This window comes from Curtobacterium sp. MCBA15_004 (assembly GCF_001865055.2).
Taxonomy (GTDB): Bacteria; Actinomycetota; Actinomycetes; order Actinomycetales; family Microbacteriaceae; genus Curtobacterium.
The window spans coordinates 2,247,078-2,262,774 of the sequence record NZ_CP126266.1 but is presented as its reverse complement, the minus strand read 5'-3'; the positions used below and the strand labels follow the sequence as shown (position 1 = coordinate 2,262,774).

At 73.3% G+C, this 15,697-nt stretch carries 14 protein-coding genes; 12 read left to right on the top strand and 2 right to left on the bottom strand.

Annotation, left to right across the window (positions count from 1 at the left end):
• The first annotated feature begins 102 nt into the window (after positions 1-102).
• The 6 genes from QOL16_RS10530 to QOL16_RS10505 all read left to right on the top strand — a co-directional run bounded on the left by QOL16_RS10530 (position 103) and on the right by QOL16_RS10505 (position 6,921).
• Positions 103-1,611 (top strand): pyridoxal-dependent decarboxylase, encoded by a 1,509-nt coding sequence (locus tag QOL16_RS10530; RefSeq protein ID WP_254780227.1) that lies wholly within the window; start codon positions 103-105, stop codon positions 1,609-1,611.
• Complete coding sequence (locus tag QOL16_RS10525; protein ID WP_083394992.1) at positions 1,608-3,080, top strand: lysine N(6)-hydroxylase/L-ornithine N(5)-oxygenase family protein; 1,473 nt, start codon at positions 1,608-1,610, stop codon at positions 3,078-3,080. The genes QOL16_RS10530 and QOL16_RS10525 overlap by 4 nt, the downstream gene beginning before the upstream one ends.
• Positions 3,077-5,413, top strand: a complete 2,337-nt coding sequence (locus tag QOL16_RS10520) for a GNAT family N-acetyltransferase (RefSeq protein WP_071284111.1) — start codon at positions 3,077-3,079, stop codon at positions 5,411-5,413. The genes QOL16_RS10525 and QOL16_RS10520 overlap by 4 nt, the downstream gene beginning before the upstream one ends.
• A gap of 73 nt (positions 5,414-5,486) precedes the next feature.
• Entirely contained in the window at positions 5,487-5,933 is a 447-nt protein-coding gene (locus tag QOL16_RS10515) for a CrcB family protein (RefSeq protein WP_065962710.1), read from the top strand.
• Positions 5,930-6,319: a fluoride efflux transporter CrcB gene (gene crcB / locus QOL16_RS10510; protein ID WP_071284108.1), complete on the top strand. Its 390-nt coding sequence runs from the start codon at positions 5,930-5,932 to the stop codon at positions 6,317-6,319. Before QOL16_RS10515 ends, crcB begins: the two co-directional genes overlap by 4 nt.
• Positions 6,316-6,921 carry a histidine phosphatase family protein gene (locus QOL16_RS10505; RefSeq protein WP_065962715.1) on the top strand — a complete coding sequence of 202 codons (606 nt, stop codon included), beginning with the start codon at positions 6,316-6,318 and terminating at the stop codon, positions 6,919-6,921. Before crcB ends, QOL16_RS10505 begins: the two co-directional genes overlap by 4 nt.
• Before the next feature lie 173 nt (positions 6,922-7,094).
• On the opposite strand, the gene QOL16_RS10500 is transcribed toward QOL16_RS10505, so the two are convergent.
• Positions 7,095-8,162, bottom strand: a complete 1,068-nt coding sequence (locus QOL16_RS10500; RefSeq protein WP_071284105.1) for an FUSC family protein — start codon at positions 8,160-8,162, stop codon at positions 7,095-7,097.
• Between the two features lie 432 nt (positions 8,163-8,594).
• Here QOL16_RS10500 and leuC point away from each other — a divergent pair, with 432 nt between their 5' ends.
• The 6 genes from leuC (at position 8,595) to QOL16_RS10470 (ending at position 15,088) form a co-directional block, all read left to right on the top strand.
• Entirely contained in the window at positions 8,595-10,061 is a 1,467-nt protein-coding gene (leuC, locus tag QOL16_RS10495; protein ID WP_065962720.1) for a 3-isopropylmalate dehydratase large subunit, read from the top strand.
• Entirely contained in the window at positions 10,061-10,663 is a 603-nt protein-coding gene (leuD, locus tag QOL16_RS10490) for a 3-isopropylmalate dehydratase small subunit (RefSeq protein ID WP_071284101.1), read from the top strand. The genes leuC and leuD overlap by 1 nt, the downstream gene beginning before the upstream one ends.
• Positions 10,663-12,030 (top strand): UDP-N-acetylglucosamine 1-carboxyvinyltransferase, encoded by a 1,368-nt coding sequence (gene murA, locus QOL16_RS10485; RefSeq protein ID WP_065962723.1) that lies wholly within the window; start codon positions 10,663-10,665, stop codon positions 12,028-12,030. The genes leuD and murA overlap by 1 nt, the downstream gene beginning before the upstream one ends.
• Before the next feature lie 4 nt (positions 12,031-12,034).
• A complete protein-coding gene (locus QOL16_RS10480) occupies positions 12,035-12,865 on the top strand; it encodes a 1-acyl-sn-glycerol-3-phosphate acyltransferase (protein WP_139266374.1) in 831 nt (276 codons plus the stop codon).
• A 79-nt stretch (positions 12,866-12,944) separates the two neighbouring features.
• Entirely contained in the window at positions 12,945-13,958 is a 1,014-nt protein-coding gene (locus tag QOL16_RS10475; protein ID WP_065962741.1) for an NAD(P)H-dependent glycerol-3-phosphate dehydrogenase, read from the top strand.
• A 32-nt stretch (positions 13,959-13,990) separates the two neighbouring features.
• Positions 13,991-15,088, top strand: a complete 1,098-nt coding sequence (locus QOL16_RS10470; protein ID WP_065962744.1) for a D-alanine--D-alanine ligase family protein — start codon at positions 13,991-13,993, stop codon at positions 15,086-15,088.
• 33 nt (positions 15,089-15,121) lie between these two features.
• Here the strand turns inward: QOL16_RS10470 and QOL16_RS10465 are convergent, their stop codons facing one another.
• A complete protein-coding gene (locus tag QOL16_RS10465) occupies positions 15,122-15,607 on the bottom strand; it encodes a DUF3515 family protein (RefSeq protein ID WP_071284098.1) in 486 nt (161 codons plus the stop codon).
• Between the last annotated feature and the right edge of the window lie 90 nt (positions 15,608-15,697).

The following is a 15,697-nucleotide window of genomic DNA, read 5'->3' as shown; positions in this document are numbered from 1 at the left end:
CCCCGAGCGTAGCCGCGCCCGGGGGACATCCCGCGTGGACCGATCGTTCTTCCCCCCATCCGAGGTACCGCGAGCAGGGCAGTTAGGTTAGCCTCACCTAACGTGAACAGCACCACGTCATCACTGCTCGAGATCCTCGACGCCGGCACCGCCGAGCGCTACCGGGAGGTCGTCGGCGACGCCGTCACCCGCACCGCCGAGCGCTTCGCCACCGTCGGGACCCCCACGACCGACACCCCGGCGGCGACGCTGCGGGACCGTGTCGACGCCGTCGACCTGGACGTCCCGCTCGGGACCGCCGACGCCGCCGTCGCGGAGGTCGACCGACTCTTCAGCGCCGAGGCCGTCTGGTTCCACCAACCGGGGTACCTCGCCCACCTCAACTGCCCGGTGGCCCTGCCCGCGGTCGCCGCCGAGGCCGTGCTCGCCGCCGTGAACCCCTCCGTCGACACCTGGGACCAGTCGCGCATCGGCACCGAGATCGAGCGCCGCGTCGTCCGGTGGGCGACCGAGACGATCGGGTTCCCCGCCGGGGACGGCGTCTTCACCTCCGGCGGGTCGCAGTCGAACCTGCACGCGCTGCTGCTGGCCAGGCAGGCGGCGACCGCGACCGCACCGCAGGGCGGACCGGCGCTCGACGACCTCGTCGTGTTCGCCAGCGCGTCGAGCCACTTCAGCGTCCGCAAGTCCGCGATGGTGCTCGGCCTGCCCGAACGGGCCGTCGTCGACGTCGCCACCGACGGCGCGGGACGGATGCAGCCCGACGCCCTGGCACACGCGATCGCCGCCGTCCGACGCGAGGGTCGGGTGCCGACGGCGGTCGTCGCCACCGCCGGCACCACCGACCGCGGTTGCATCGACCCGCTCGGGCCGATCGCCGACGTCTGCGACCTCGAGGACGTCTGGCTGCACGTCGACGCCGCCTACGGGTGCGGCCTGCTCGTGTCCCCGACGCGCCGACACCTGCTCGACGGCATCGAGCGCGCGCGGAGCGTGACCGCCGACTTCCACAAGTCGTTCTTCCAACCGGTGTCCTCGAGCGCGTTGCTCGTGCGGGACCCGGCGGACCTCCGTCGCGCGGCCTGGCACGCCGACTACCTCAACCCCGAGGACGCCGACGAGCCGAACCAGGTCGACAAGTCGCTGCAGACCACGCGGCGCTTCGACGCGCTGAAGCTCTGGGCGACGCTCCGGGCGAGCGGCGCCGCGGCGATCGGGCGGGCGTTCGACACCGTGATCGACGTCGCCGAGCAGGTGCACGAGCACGTGCGACGGCACCCGGACCTGGTGCTCGTCGCACCGACGCAGCTCAGCACGGTGCTGTTCCGGTGGCAGCCGGAGGGCGTGTCCGACGCCGAGGCGGACGCCCTCGTCGCTCCGCTCCGCGCCGCGCTGCTCGCCGAGGGGCGGGTGCTCGTCGCGAAGACCGTCGTCGACGGCCGACCGTGCGACAAGCTCACGCTGCTCAACCCCGCCACGAGCGTCGAGCAGGTCGTCGCGGCACTCGACCACGTCGTGGCGACCGCCGCGCGACTGCACGCCGGGCGGACGCACGCCGACCGCGGCGAGCGCACCGCGCACACCACCGAGACGACGGGAGCGATCCGATGACCACCAGCACCAGCACCACCAGCCCCACGACGACCGGCACACCCGTCCACGACCTCGTCGGCATCGGCATCGGCCCGTTCAACCTCGGGCTCGCGTGCCTGACCGACCCGATCGACGACCTCGACGCGGTGTTCCTCGACCAGGCCGACGGCTTCGCCTGGCACCACGGCATGATGCTCGACGACGCCACGATCCAGGTGCCCTTCCTGGCGGACCTCGTGACGATGGCCGACCCGACCTCGCGCTGGTCGTTCCTCGCCTGGCTCAAGGCCACCGGGAGGCTCTACCCGTTCTACATCCGCGAGGACTTCCACCCCCTGCGCCGCGAGTACGACGCCTACTGCCGGTGGGCCGCCGAGCAGCTCGACACCCTCCGCTGGGGCCGCCGGGTCGTGGCGGTCGAGCACGACCCGGACACCGACCTGTTCACGGTGCTCGCCGAGACCACGGACGGACCCGAGACCTACCGTGCCCGGCACGTCGTCACCGGCATCGGCACCGAGCCCGCCGTCCCCGAGGCCCTCCGCGGTCTGGACGGCCCGGTGGTGCACTCCGCGGGCTACCTCCCCGCGCGCGAGGACCTCCGTCGCGCCGACTCGATCGCCGTCGTCGGCAGCGGGCAGTCCGCCGCCGAGGTGTACCGCGACCTCCTCGAGGGCATCCGCGACGGCGGGTACCGCCTCGACTGGATCACCCGCTCGCCGCGGTTCTTCCCGATGGAGGACACCAAGCTCACGCTCGAGATGACGAGCCCGGAGTACACCGACCACTTCCACGGGCTGCCCGGACCCGTCCGGGACCGTCTCGGTCGCGAGCAGCGCGGCCTGTACAAGGGCATCAGCGCCGACCTCGTCGACACGATCTACGACACGCTCTACCGCACCAGCGCGACCGGTCCCGTCCCCACGACGCTCCGCACCGACACGAGCGTCGTCGCCGCCACCTGGATGCCCGACCGCGACCGGTTCCGCCTGACGCTCCGGCACGCGCAGCTCGGCACCGAGGCCGAGCACGAGGTCGCCCGCCTCGTCCTCGCGACCGGGTACCGGCCGCGCACGCCCGACTTCCTCGCCCCCGTCGAGCACCTCGTCGCCCGGGACGAGCGCGGTCGGCTCGCGGTGGCCCGCGACCTGCACGTCGACACCCTCGGCGGCCGCATCTGGGTGCAGAACGCGGAGGAGCACACGCACGGCCTGACCGCACCCGACCTCGGGATGGGCGCGTGGCGGAACGCGTCGATCATCCGGTCCGTCACGGGGCGCGCCGTGTACGGCCTGGAGGAACGGATCGCCTTCCAGGAGTTCGGCCTGCCCGGTGGGCGGCCGGCTCCCGACCCGACGGGGCCGGCCCCGGACGCACCGCCCGCGACGGCGGCCGGCCCGGCCACGGACGACCCGACGGCGGACGAACCGACGGCGGCGAGCGCCACCGGTGCCCGCGCCGGGCAGCACACGGGGGTGTCGGCGTGAGCGCCCCGGGGACGACGGCCGCATCGGCGGACGCGGCCACGGGCCTCCCGTCCGTCGTGCCGGTGGACCCGGGACGGGACGCCGCACTCGTGCACGCGTGGCTCGCGGACCCGGCGTCCTCCTGGTGGGGGATGACCGACCGCGACGTCGACGCGGTCCGCGCGTCCCTCCGCGCCGTGCAGGAGGACCCGGCGCAGGCCGGGTGGATCGTCCGGTCGGACGACGCACCGATCGCCTACGCGGAGACCTACGACCCGTCGGCCGTGCTGCTGACCGACGTGTGGGACGCCGAGCCGGGGGACGTCGGCATGCACCTGCTCGTCGCCCCACCACCCGTCGACGGGCGCGTGCACGGGCTCACGAGCCGGGTGATGTGGGCGGTCGTCGAGCACTGCCGTGACGCCCTCGGCGCCCGCCGGGTCGTCGTGGAACCGGACGTGCGGAACACGGCGGTGCAGCGCAAGAACGCCGAGGTCGGGTTCCGTGCGCTCCGCGTGGTCGACGTCGACGGGAAACGCGCGCTGCTCTCGGTGCTCGACACCGACCGGATCGGCACCCCGGACGACGACGGGCCCGCCGCGCACCTCCGGCCGGAGCACCTCGAGCCCGCCGAGCGGCACCTCGTCGCGAAGGCGATCGCGGAGTTCACGCACGAGCGGCTCGTCACCCCGCGGGCCGACGGCGACGCGTGGGTGCTCGACGCGGGGGACTCGACGTACCGGTTCCGGGCGCGGGTGCACGCCCTCGAGCACTGGGTGCTCGACGAGGCGTCCCTCACCCGGACCCGAGCGGGGGCGGGTGCCGCGGCCGAGCCGCTGCCGCTCGACGCGCAGGCCTTCGTGCTCGCGCTGCACGAGGTGCTCGGCATCCCCGACGAGCTGCTCGGCACGTACCTCGAGGAGGTCGCGTCGACGCTCGCGAGCGCCGCAGCCAAGCACCGGCGGGGCGGCCCCTCCGCCGCGCAGCTCGCGCGGGGCCGGTCCGACGGCGACGTCGTCGCCGCGTTCCAGGACGCCGAGGCCGCGATGACCGAGGGACACCCGGCCTTCGTCGCCGCGAACGGGCGGATCGGCTTCGGCCTCGACGAGTACCGGGCGTACGCGCCGGAGTCCGGCGGCCGGTTCCGCTACCGGTGGCTCGCCGCCCGCCGGGAGCACACGCACCTGGCGCTCGCCGCGGACCGGACGGAACCGGAGCACTGGGCCGCCGAGCTCGACCCCGCCACCGTGGCCGGGTTCCGCGCGACCCTGGAGCGCCGCGGTCTCGACCCCGACGCGTACACCTGGATCCCGGTGCACCCGTGGCAGTGGCAGCACCGGATCGCCGTGACGTTCGCGCCGGACCTCGGGCGGCAGGACCTCGTCGACCTCGGCGAGGGCCCGGACGAGCACCAGCCGCAGCAGTCGATCCGCACCGCGTTCAACCGCACCCACCCGGACCGCTCGTACGTGAAGACGGCGCTCGCCGTGCAGAACATGGGCTTCCTGCGCGGGATGTCGCCCGCGTACATGCGGAGCACCCCGGCGGTGAACGACTGGGTGGCAGGCCTGGTCGCGACGGACCCGGTGCTCGTCGCCGCCGGGTTCGGGGTGCTCCGCGAGCACGCCGCCGTCGGGTACACCGGCGACGCGTACCACCGGGTGGACGTCGCGTCCCCGCAGCGGAAGATGCTCGCCGCGCTCTGGCGCGAGAGCCCCGTGCCGCGCCTGACGCCGGGGGAGCGGCCGATCACCATGGCCGCCCTCCTGCACCGCGACGCGCGGGGACGGTCGGTCGCCGCCGCACTCGTCGCGCGGTCCGGGCTCGACGCCGCGACCTGGGTGCGGCGGTACCTCGACGCCTACCTCCGCCCCGTCGTGCACTGCCTCACCGAGCACGAGCTGCTGTTCATGCCGCACGGCGAGAACCTCGTGCTCGTGCTGCGGGACGGCGTGGTCTCCCGCGCGTTCGTGAAGGACATCGGCGAGGAGGTCGTGGTCGTCGGCGACGTCCCCGTCCCGGCCGGCACCGAGCGGATAGTGCACCCGGTCGACGACGCCGAGGCCGCACTCGGCATCCACACCGACGTGTTCGACGGCGTGCTCCGGTACCTCGCGGCGATCCTCGACGAGGACGGGGTGCTGCCGGCGGCGGCGTTCTGGCGGCTCGTCGGGGCGTGCGTGGACGACGCGGCGGCGGGACGCACGCGTGCGATCGACCTGCGCGCGCCGGACTTCGAGCACTCCTGCCTGAACCGGCTCCAGCTCCGGAACACCCTGCAGATGGTCGACCTGTCCGCGCAGACCGAGTCGCTCGTGCGCGTCGGGCGGATGCCGAACCCGATCGCACGCTGAGGGTCCGTACACCGAGCGGGCCCGCCGGGCGGTGGCAGCCGACCCGGCAGACCCGCTGTGTCAGGCTGGCGGGGTGACCACCGACACCCTCCGCCCACCGCACCGCAGCTGGCGGTTCCTCGGCCTCGTCGCACTCGGCGGCGCGATCGGCACCGGCGTCCGGGCGGCGCTCGCCGCGGGGTTCCCCGCGGTCGACGGGATCAGCTGGACGGTCTTCGCGATCAACGTCGTCGGGGCGTTCTGCCTCGGCGTGCTGCTCGGGACGCTCGCGCTCCGCGGGCCCGACGAGGGACGGCGCCGGACCGTGCGCCTGTTCGTCGGCACCGGCGTCCTCGGGGGCTTCACGACCTACTCCACGCTCGCGGACGACACCGCGCGACTGCTCGACGTCGGCCGGTGGGGTGCGGGCAGCGGGTACGCGCTCCTCTCGGTGGTCGCCGGGCTCCTCGCCGCTGCCCTCGGTGCCTGGCTCGCCGGCCGCCGCGGGGCGGCGCGTGCCCGGACGGCGGGGCCGCGATGACCCCGCTCGCCCTCCTGCTGGTCTCCCTCGGCGGTGGGGTCGGGGCCGCGCTGCGGTTCTGGCTCGACGGCGCCGTGAAGGGCCGCACCGCCCGGACCGCCGCCGCCTGGTTCCCGCTCGGCACCCTCGTCATCAACGTGACCGGGTCGTTCGTCCTCGGCGTCGTCACCGGGCTCGGCGAGGCCGGGACGCTCGGCCCCTCCGCGGTCGCCGTCCTCGGGACGGGCATGATGGGGGGCTACACGACGTTCTCGACGGCGAGCACCGAGACCGTCCAGCTGTTCCGGTCCGGGAGGACCGGTGCCGCCGTGCTGAACGGCCTCGGGATGCTCGTCGTCTCGGTCGGCGCCGCCGCGCTCGGCCTCACCCTCGGAAGGAACACATGACCTCGGAACGCCCCGGCGAACTCGTCCTCGTCCGCCACGGAGAGACGGAGTGGTCGAAGAGCGGTCAGCACACCGGTCGCACCGACATCCCGCTCACCGACCACGGCGTCGAGCAGGCGGAACGCGCGGGCCGGTACCTCGCCGACCGGGAGTTCGCGCTCGCCCTGTCCAGCCCGCTGCAGCGCGCCCGCGAGACCGCGCGGCTCGTCGGCGTCGACCCCGAGCTCGACGAGGACCTGTACGAGTGGGACTACGGCGCGTACGAGGGACTCACCACCCCGCAGATCAAGGTGCAGCGGCACGGGCCGTGGGACCTCTGGACCGACGGCGTGCCCGCCGGTGACACCCCGGGGGAGAACGCCGCCGAGGTCCGCGTCCGCGTCGAGCGGGTCCTGAACCGCGTCCGTCCGGTGCTCGCCGAGGGCGACGACGCGATCGTGGTCGCCCACGGGCACGTGCTCCGCGCACTCGGTGCCGCCTGGATCCGGCTCGCCCCGCAGGACGGCGCCGTGCTCAAGCTCGGCACCGCGACGATCAGCTCGCTCGGCTACGAGCACGGCCGCCCGGTGATCGACTCCTGGAACATCGCCCCGCGCGACTGACACCCGCTGGTGCGACGTGCTCCCGCACAACGCGGGTCACGTCGCGCCACGTGATCCCGCGGCGCGACGTGCTCGCGGTGGTGCGGCGCGCCGCACCACCGCCGCACCGCCGCACCGCCGCACCGCCGCACCGCCGCACCCCGTCAGACCGTGTCCTGACGCGGCGCGCCGCGTCAGACCGTGCGGATCGCGCTCGTCGCACCGAGCGCCCGGCCCCGCCGCCGCTCCACCGCACGCCCGACGACGAGCAGCGCCACGCTCACGACCGCACCGAGCGTCGTCTGCGCGATCCGGTCGAGCGCGAGCAGCTCCGGCGCCTCCGGCAGGCTCAGCCACGACACCGCGAGCGCGAGCGGCGTGAGGAACAGCAGCGTCACGGCGTAGTGCCGCGCGACGAAGATCTCCGCGAAGAACTGCCCGACGACCGCGATCACGACGATCCACCAGGCCGAGGGCTCGAGCAGCAGGATGCCGACGGCCACCACGGTGCCGCCGACCGTGCCGACGACACGCTGGGCCGCACGCGCGACGGTGTGCCGCTGCCGGATCGCCGGGAGGGTCGACACCACCGCGATCACCGCCCAGTAGGGGTGCCCGAGCCCGGTGACCGCCTCGGCGAGCGCCCCGGCGACGAGCGCCCCGACGACGTTGAGCGCGACGGTCTCCCACAGCGCCGCGGTCCGCAGCACGGCGGTGGTCCGGTGCTTGCGCGGCGCGATCGGCCGGAACACGTGCGGCGCGTGCGGGTGCAGCACGAACCGGACCACCGCGCCCGACATCGCGACGAGCCACGCCCAGGCGACCGAGCAGACGATGATCGTCGCGACGAGCGGCAGGTCGGCGGGCCGGACCGGCACGAGCGCCGAGACGCAGAACGCGAACACCGGGAAGATCGGCTGCGCGGGGATCGTCTGCAGCGTGCTCAGGGTGCCGATCGCGACCACGAGGACGACCACGAGCCCGACCGCCTGCAGCCAGAGCGCACCGCCCGACAGCGACACCGCCAGGCCCGCCGCCATGCACGCCGCCTGCAGGGCACCCGCGACACCCGTCGTCACCATGCGCTGCCGGTAGGGCTCGGTCGCCCCGAAGATCGCGGTGAACCCGGCGAACATCGCGAAGGCCGCGTACCCGGGCATCCCGAGCGCGATGAGCAGTGCGAGCGGCACGCCGCCGGCGATCGCGGCGCGGGCTGCGCCCTCGAGGTTGGTGGTCCGGGTCGAGTGCGCAGGCGTCGTCATGTCGCGTCCATCATCCCACCGCGACAGGTGTCGCCCGACGGGCTCTCGCACCACCGGGAGCACGTCGAGCCACGGAACGACGTGGTGCGGGGTGCTCCCCGTTGCGCGGGAACACCGCGCGACGCGACGGACGGCCCAGTGGGCCGGGCCCGGAGGCGCGCGGCGGGGCCGACCCGAGCCTCCCGTCTGCCACCCACCGGGCCGGGAGGCGCGTGGCGGGGCCGACCCGCGCCTCCCGTCCGCCACCCACCGGGCCCGGAGGCGCGCGGCGCGGCCGACCCGCGCCTCCCGTCCGCCACCCACCGGGCCCAGCGCGCGTGGCGGCCCGACACCCCGCCTCCCGCCCGACCCGCCTTGGTATACCAAGCTGCTACACTCGCCCCACCGAGCGGCGGACGCCGCGACGGACGTCGACGAGGAAGGGCCGGGCCGATGGGAAAGACGCTCGCCGAGAAGGTGTGGGACGACCACGTCGTGGTCAAGGGCGAGGACGGGAACCCGGACCTCCTCTACATCGACCTCCACCTCGTGCACGAGGTCACGAGTCCGCAGGCCTTCGACGGGCTGCGCCAGGCCGGCCGCCCGGTCCGACGCCTCGACCTGACGATCGCGACCGAGGACCACAACACGCCGACCCTCGCGATCGACCGTCCGATCGCCGACCCGACGAGCCGCACCCAGATCGAGACCCTGCGCCGCAACTGCGCGGAGTTCGGGGTCCGCCTGCACTCGCTGGGCGACGAGGAGCAGGGCATCGTCCACGTGGTCGGCCCGCAGCTCGGCCTGACCATGCCCGGCATCACGGTCGTCTGCGGCGACTCGCACACGAGCACCCACGGGGCGTTCGGCGCGATGGCGTTCGGCATCGGCACCTCCGAGGTCGAGCACGTCCTCGCCACGCAGACCCTGCCGCTCAAACCCTTCAAGACGATGGCGATCACGGTCGAGGGCACCCTGCGTCCCGGGGTCACGGCGAAGGACATCATCCTGGCGGTCATCGCGAAGATCGGCACCGGCGGCGGGCAGGGCTACGTGCTCGAGTACCGCGGGTCGGCGATCCGGGCGCTCTCGATGGAGGGCCGCATGACCATCTGCAACATGTCGATCGAGGCCGGTGCCCGCGCCGGCATGGTCGCCCCGGACCAGACCACCTACGACTACGTCCAGGGCCGCGACCACGCCCCGACGGGCCAGGACTGGGACGACGCCGTCGCCTACTGGGACACCCTGGCGACCGACGACGACGCGGTCTTCGACGCCGAGGTGTTCATCGACGCCGACGAGCTCGAGCCGTTCGTCACCTGGGGCACGAACCCCGGCCAGGGCGTCTCGCTGTCCGAGTCGGTGCCCTCGCCCGACGACTACAGCGACCCGAACGACCAGGCCGCCGCCCGGCGCGCGCTCGAGTACATGGACCTGGCCGCCGGCACGCCGATGAAGGACATCGCCGTCGACGCCGTGTTCATGGGCTCGTGCACGAACTCCCGCATCGAGGACCTTCGCGCCTTCGCGTCGGTGATCCGGGGCCGGAAGAAGGCCGACGGCGTCCGCGTGATGGTCGTGCCGGGGTCCGCCCGGGTGCGGCTCGAGGCCGAGGCCGAGGGGCTGGACCGCGTGTTCACGGACTTCGGCGCCGAGTGGCGGTTCGCCGGCTGCTCGATGTGCCTCGGCATGAACCCCGACCAGCTCGCACCGGGGGAGCGGTGCGCGAGCACCTCGAACCGGAACTTCGAGGGCCGCCAGGGCAAGGGCGGCCGCACCCACCTCGTGTCGCCGCTCGTCGCCGCCGCGACCGCGGTGCGCGGGACCCTCTCCAGCCCGTGGGACCTGGAGACCGACGACGCCCTGGCGTCCGTTACCGATGCCGAGACCGCCGCACGCGCCGAAGGAGTCAACTGATGGACAAGATCTCCACCGTCACCGTCACCGGGATCGCCGCACCCCTGCAGCGCTCGAACGTCGACACCGACCAGATCATCCCCGCGGTCTACCTCAAGCGCGTCACGAAGACCGGCTTCGAGGACGCCCTGTTCTCCGGGTGGCGCCAGGACCCCGACTTCGTGCTCAACCAGCCGGCCTTCCAGGGCGCGAAGGTCCTCGTCGCCGGGCCCGACTTCGGCACCGGGTCGAGCCGCGAGCACGCCGTCTGGGCGCTCCGTGACTTCGGCTTCCAGGTCGTGGTCTCACCCCGTTTCGCGGACATCTTCAAGGGCAACGCCGGCAAGCAGGGACTCGTCACGGCGATCGTGACCGAGCCCGACGTGGAGCGGATCTGGGCCGAGATCGCCGCCACGCCGGGGATCGAGGCGACGGTCGACCTGGTCACCCAGCGCGTGTCGATCGGCGCGGTGGACGTGCCCTTCGAGATCGACGCCTACACTCGTTGGCGGTTGATGGAAGGGCTCGACGACATCGGGCTCACCCTCCGTGACGAGTCCTCGATCACGGAGTTCGAATCCCGCCGCTCCCGATGGCGGCCGAAGACATTGCCGGTGAAGTAGTGAACTCTCTCGTACAGGACGCAGCAGCCGCAGGAGCCCGCGTCGGGCTCAAGTCGGACGAGATCGTGATCCGGGGCGGCAAGCCGCTCGTGGGTCGGATCGAGGTCCGTGGCGCGAAGAACCTCGCGACCAAGGCGATGGTCGCGTCGCTGCTCGGTGACACCCCGTCGATCCTCAAGGACGTGCCGGACATCTCCGACGTCAAGGTCGTCCGCGGCCTGCTCGAGGTGCACGGCGTGCGCATCACCGACCCTGCACGAGGCGAGCTCATCCTCGACCCGGCCAACGTCGAGTCGGCGCACTTCGCCGAGATCGACGCACACGCCGGCTCGAGCCGCATCCCGATCCTGTTCTGCGGCCCGCTGCTGCACAAGCTCGGCGAGGCGTTCATCCCCGACCTCGGCGGCTGCCGCATCGGCGACCGTCCGATCGACTTCCACCTCGACGCCCTCCGCGCGATGGGCGCGGTCGTCGACAAGCAGGTCAACGGCATCCACCTGACCGCACCGGACGGGCTCAAGGGCGCGAAGATCGAGCTGCCGTACCCGAGCGTCGGCGCGACCGAGCAGGTCCTGCTCTCGTCGGTCCTCGCCGAGGGCGTCACCGAGCTGCGCAACGCGGCGATCGAGCCCGAGATCATGGACCTCATCGCGATCCTGCAGAAGATGGGCGCGATCGTCACGGTCGAGCCGAGCCGCACGATCTTCATCGAGGGCGTCGAGTCGCTCCGCGGCTACACGCACCGCGCGATCAACGACCGCAACGAGGCCGCGAGCTGGGCGTCCGCCGCGCTCGCCACGAACGGCGACATCTTCGTCGAGGGCGCCGACCAGCAGGACCTCATGACGTTCCTCAACGTCTTCCGCAAGGTCGGCGGCGGGTTCGACATCCAGGAGGACGGCATCCGCTTCTACCGCGAGCGCGAGGTCCTGCGCCCGGTCGTCGTCGAGACCGACGTCCACCCCGGCTTCATGACCGACTGGCAGCAGCCGCTCGTCGTGGCGCTCACCCAGGCCGAGGGCACGAGCGTCGTGCACGAGACCGTGTACGAGAACCGCTTCGGCTTCACCGACGCGCTCAACGAGATGGGCGCCGACATCGTCGTCCACAAGGAGGGGCTGCCCGGTCACGACCGTCGCGTCGCCCGTCGCCCGTTCGAGCAGGCCGCGGTCATCACCGGCCCGACCACGCTGCACGCCGCGAACGTCCGGGTGCCCGACCTGCGCGGCGGCTTCAGCCACCTCATCGCGGCGCTGACCGCCGAGGGCGAGTCGCACATCACCAACGTCGGCATCATCAGCCGCGGCTACGAGCACTTCATCCCGAAGCTGCGCAAGCTCGGGGCCGACTTCGACTTCGCGGGCTAGACCCGTGTCGCGTTCGTCGCAGGGTCCCGGTGACGGCCTGGAGGCGCGGGGCGCGTCCGCCTCGCCGGTCACGACCGGTCTGCCCACGCCGGGGCGCCGGTGGCGCAAGGGCGAGCTGAACACCGCGTTCCGCATCACCGCGTCGGTCGTCATCCCGGTCTTCCGCTTCACCGCGCGCTACCACTGGCACGGGTCGAAGCGGCTGCCCGAGGGCGGCGCCTTCGTGCTCGCACCGAACCACTTCACGAACATCGACCCGCTCGTGGTGGGCACGGCCGTCTGGCTGTCCCGTCGCGCGCCGCGGTTCCTCGCGAAGGCGTCGATCTTCCGGGTCCCGGTCGTCGGCAAGCTCATGGCCGGCATGGGCCAGATCCCCGTCGAGCGCTCGGGCCGCACGCGCCTGAGCGACCCGCTCGGCGGCGGCCGGTCGCTCGTCGAGCAGGGCGGCGCGATCATCGTCTACCCCGAGGGCACGCTCACGCGCGACCCCGACCTGTGGCCGATGCGGGGCAAGACCGGCGCGGTGCGGATCGCGCTCGAGAACGACGTGCCGCTCATCCCGATGGCCCACTGGGGCACCCAGAACATCATGGCGCGGTACTCCAAGAAGCTCCGGCTGTTCCCGCCGTCCCGGGTCGACGTGATCGTCGGCGACCCGGTCGACCTCTCCGCCTACCGGGGGCGTCCGCTCGACCAGAAGATGCTGCTCGAGGCGACCGACCTCGTCATGCAGCGGATCACCGAGCTGCTCGAGGAGCTCCGCGGCGAGCCCGCACCCGCGACGCGGTGGGACCCCGCCGCGAACAACCAGAAGGAGACGGGCCGGTTTGAGTGACCTCCGACCCCACGACGACCACGCCGACCCCTCGGTCGCCGCACGCGGCGCGGTGGACACCGCCGCCATCCGGGTGGTGATGCAGTCGACCGACAAGCCGCGCGTCGCCGTGATCGGTGCCGGCAGCTGGGGCACCACGTTCGCGAAGGTGCTCGCCGAGGGCGGTGCCTCCACCGTGCTGTGGGCGCGCCGACCCGAGGTTGCCCGCGAGATCACCGAGACGAAGCGCAACTCCGAGTACCTGCCGGGCATCAACCTGCCGCGCACGCTCACCGCGTCGACGTCCCTCGCCGCGGTGCTCGACGGCGCCGAGCAGGTGTACGTCTCGGTGCCGTCGCAGTCGCTCCGGTCGAACCTGTCCGCGATCGCGCCGTTGCTCGGCGACGGCGTGCCGGTCGTCAGCCTCATGAAGGGCGTCGAGAAGGCGACCGGCCTGCGGATGAGCGAGGTCCTGCACGAGGGCCTCGGCATCGACCGTGACCGCATCGCCGTCGCCAGCGGCCCGAACCTGGCGCTCGAGATCGCCCGTCGGCAGCCCACCGCCGCGGTCGTGTCGTCGACGTCGATCGACACCGCGACCGCCGTCGCCGCGGTCGCCACGAACCCGTACTTCCGCTCCTTCACGAACACCGACGTGATCGGCACCGAGTTCGGCGGGGTCCTCAAGAACCTCATCGCCGTGGCGATCGGCATCGTCGACGGCGTCGGCTACGGCGAGAACACGAAGGCCTCGATCATCACGCGGGGGCTCGCCGAGATGACCGACTTCGCGGTGTCGCTCGGGGCGCAGCCGTCGACGCTGTCCGGGCTCGCCGGGCTGGGCGACCTCATCGCCACGTGCCAGTCGCCGCTGTCGCGGAACAACACCGCCGGGCGGCTGCTCGGCCAGGGGTACCGGTTCGACGAGGTCGTGCGGCAGATGAACCAGACCGCCGAGGGCCTGGCCTCGGTCGCGCCGATCCTCGAGCTCGCGGCCGCGAACGGGGTCGACATGCCCATCGTGGGGCAGGTGGCCGAGGTCCTCGCCGGTAGGCTCGATCCGCGCAACATCGCGCCGCACCTCACCGAGACCGACGAGCCACAGGGCGAGTGACGGGTCCGGTCCCGACCAGCAAGGTGACTGCCATGCCCACGATCGCTCCCGCGCCCACCACCGTCGCCGTGCTCTTCGGCGGTCGGTCCAGTGAGCACGAGATCAGCTGCGTGACCGCCGGCGGGATCATGGACGTCGTCGACCGCTCGGCGTACGACGTCGTGCCGATCGGGATCACCGCGGAGGGTGCCTTCACGCTGCAGACCGACGACCCGGCGCAGTGGGCGCTGCGGGACGGTGTCCTGCCGACCGTGCCCGACAACGGCACCCGGGTGGCGTTCCCGACCTCGCCCGCGACGAACGAGCTGGTCGTGTCGCACCCGGACGGCACCGTCACGACCATCGCGGTCGACGTGGTCTTCCCGATCCTGCACGGGCCGTTCGGCGAGGACGGCACGATCCAGGGGCTCCTCGAGATCGCCGGGCTGCCGTACGTCGGCGACGGCGTGCTCGCGAGCGCCCTGGCGATGGACAAGCACACCGCGAAGGCCGTGCTCGAGCACGCCGGGCTCCGGGTCGCCCCCTGGACCACGGTGCTGCGCCGCGAGTGGGCCGCCGACCCGGTCGACGTCGCCGAGACGGTCGCGGCGCACGGGTGGCCGCTCTTCGTGAAGCCGGCGCGGGCCGGGTCGAGCATGGGTGTGTCCCGTGTCGACGAGCCGTCGCAGCTCGGCGCCGCGATGGACCTGGCGTTCGAGCACGACTCGAAGGTCATCGTCGAGCCGCGGGTGGTCGGCCGCGAGGTCGAGGTCGCCGTGCTCGAGGGCCGTGACGGCGTCCCGCGCACGAGCCTCCCCGGCGAGATCGTCGTGGCGGAGGACGGCTTCTACGACTTCGCGTCGAAGTACCTCGGCGGCGACGAGGCCCTGCTCTGCCCGGCGCCGCTCACCGACGACGAGACCGACGGCATCCGGTCGATCGGCGCCCGCGCGTTCGAGGCCATCGGTGGTGCCGGCCTCGCGCGCGTCGACTGCTTCCTGACCGACGACGGGTTCGTCGTCAACGAGGTCAACACCATGCCCGGGTTCACCCCGCTGTCGATGTACCCGCGGTGCTGGGCGGCGTCCGGGGTGTCCTACGCCGAGCTCGTCACCGAGCTCATCGAGCTGGGGCGCGCGGCGGTCCGCTGACCCGACCGGTGCGGCCCGTCCGGTGGTGGGCCGTCAGCCCTGCACCTGTGACGGGTCGAGGCACTCGTGCCCGTCCTTCGGCAGCGTGGACACGGCGTCGGTGAGGTCCTGCACCACCTGCGAGGTGGTGCGCTTCGTGTCGATGACGACCTGCACCGCGGGGGACCGGCCGAACGTCGTGTAGACGATCTGCGCCCCGCGGTCGTCCCGGATCCAGTCCACCCCGCTCAGGGCGAAGCACGGCAGGTCGGAGACGGTCGGCACGGCGACACCGCAGTGGTAGACGGCGGCCTCGGGGTCGCCCCAGGCAGCGGTGGACTGGGCGGTCGTCTCGCGGAGCGCGTACTTCGTGTCGACCGTGGCCGGCAGCCGGACCTGCACGGCGGCGCACGCGGCGTCGTCGGCGGACGGTGCGGGCGACATGGCGACGGCGTTCGTGCAGCCGGTGAGGCCGGTGGCGAGGGCGAGGAGCACGCCCGTGATCGCGGTCCAGCGGAGGGGGCGGCGCACGGTGTCCATCGCCGTCAAGGGTACCGTCCGCGCGTCGGCTCCGGGCCTGGCGGCCGTCGTCCGCGGGTCGGTCCCGGGCCGGGCGGCCGTCGTCCGTGG